Source organism: Polynucleobacter sp. 35-46-11 (genome assembly GCF_002281105.1).
Map to the genome: position 1 here is coordinate 1 of NZ_NCFJ01000634.1, position 1287 is coordinate 1287.

General features: G+C 44.9%; 1 protein-coding gene. It reads right to left on the reverse strand.

What is annotated here, in order from left to right:
* Window positions 1-20: 20 nt before the first annotated feature.
* A partial coding sequence (locus B7Y67_RS18320) for a mannose-1-phosphate guanylyltransferase/mannose-6-phosphate isomerase (RefSeq protein WP_293599861.1) occupies window positions 21-1287 on the reverse strand: 1267 nt, incomplete at its 5' end.

The window sequence follows — 1287 nt, forward strand, 5'->3', positions numbered from 1 at the left end:
ATATCTTTTGTTACGTTAACTTAGCTACGCCCGTATGTATCTTCGAACCTGACGATATCGTCTTCACCTAAATAGCTGCCTGATTGCACTTCAATAATCTCTAAAGGTTCTGTGCCCCGATTTGCCAAGCGATGTGTTTGACCTTGTGGAATATAAGTGCTTTGATTCTCTTTGAGAGTGATGACCTGATCACCGTTGGTGATTTCTGCCTCACCTTTCACCACAATCCAATGCTCAGCACGGTGGTGATGCATTTGTAAGGATAGGCTAGCACCTGGCTTTACCTGAATTCGCTTCACCTTAAAGCGCTCACCTTCATCCACACTGTCATACCAACCCCAGGGTCTAGCAACTTTGCGATGTAAGTTTTTCTCTTCGCGCTGTTGCTGCTCTAGTTGATTGACGATGGTTTTCACATCCTGACTATTTGAACGGTCAGCTACTAGTACCGCATCAGCCGTCTCGATGATGACCAGGTTATTAATACCCACAGCACCCACCAAACGACTGCTAGCGTGTACTAATGAATTATTCGTATTACTTAGTAAGGTGTCACCACTGGTGACATTTCCACATGCATCCTTTTTGCCGACTTGCCACACCGCATCCCAAGCGCCTAAATCATTCCAACCGGCATTTAACTCAACCATCTTGATGTTGAATGCCCCATTAGATGCGGGGCATTTTTCTATCACGGCATAGTCAATAGATTCACTAGGGATAGATTGAAAGATATCTTTATCAGGACGAATAAATTGAACATCGCCAGATTGGTCAATGGCCCTTGCGACCCATGCGGTTTCAGTAGCGCCAAAAATATCCGGACGAAATTCTTTTAAGCTTGCTAACCAAGTGCTGGCACGCAATACAAACATACCGCTATTCCAGAAATAATTTCCATTTTCTAGATAGGCTTGGGCAGTAATTGCGTCAGGTTTTTCTGCGAACTGCTCGACAGTAAATTCACCATAAGCACCTTGAGCTCCACCCTTTTTGATATAGCCATAACCGGTTTCTGGAGCTGTGGGCGTAATACCCAAAATAGCAATGGTTTTCTTACTCTCATCAGCCGCAACAACATGAACACAATTTTGTAAGGCCTTAGTAAAAGCCGCGCCATTCTGAATAGTTTGATCGGCTGGAGTAATGACCAAAATTGGATCAGCCGACTCATTTGCATACAGTGCAGCCAAGGTCAGCGCCGGAGCGGTATTGCGCCCTGCAGGCTCAAGCAACAAAGTAGCTTGGATAGTTGGCATCTCACGTAATTGATCGGTTACCAAAAAG